This window comes from Acinetobacter sp. V110_1 (assembly GCF_031798975.1).
Classification (GTDB): domain Bacteria; phylum Pseudomonadota; class Gammaproteobacteria; order Pseudomonadales; family Moraxellaceae; genus Acinetobacter; species Acinetobacter nosocomialis_A.
In genome coordinates, this window is the sequence record NZ_JAVQNN010000011.1 from 1 (window position 1) to 525 (window position 525).

Annotated in this window: 1 protein-coding gene; it reads right to left on the bottom strand. The window is 42.5% G+C overall.

Annotated features, from left to right (window positions below):
• The coding region (locus RMA95_RS00460; RefSeq protein ID WP_311069288.1) for a hypothetical protein at nt 1–525 on the bottom strand (525 nt) is incomplete at both ends.

Below are 525 nucleotides of genomic sequence, written 5' to 3' on the forward strand. Positions count from 1 at the left end.
GCCTGACTGTAAAGAACCTGACTGGTTGCTCAATACCCCTGTACCAGCATTTAGTACCAGCTGATCCTTGATACTCGCGATCTGCCCCTGATTGTTATTCAGTCCCGAACTCTTGATCTGTACCGCATTATTGGCAACGATCTGACCTGCTGTGTTATTCACCTGCTGACGCGATTGAAGATCAATTCCATCTTCTGAACTGATTAATCCCGACTGGCTATTTACCTGATCAGCATTAAGCTTAATATTCCCTTTAGCCTGCAAGATGCCAGACTCATTATCTAAACTGCCTGAACCACTGTTGATCGTTAATACATCATGGAGACTTGCGATTTGACCTTGATTGTTATTAAGTCCTTGGCTATTTAAGTTAACTTGCTGGTTTACAGCAATAATACCGCTCTGGTTATTAATATCTTTTTCGGTTTGAATAGCTAAAGTAGTTTGACTGTTCAACTGCCCTTTTTGGCTATTATCCACCTGACTTGCGTTGAGTTGTAAAGCCTGCCCTGCAATGACCTTGCC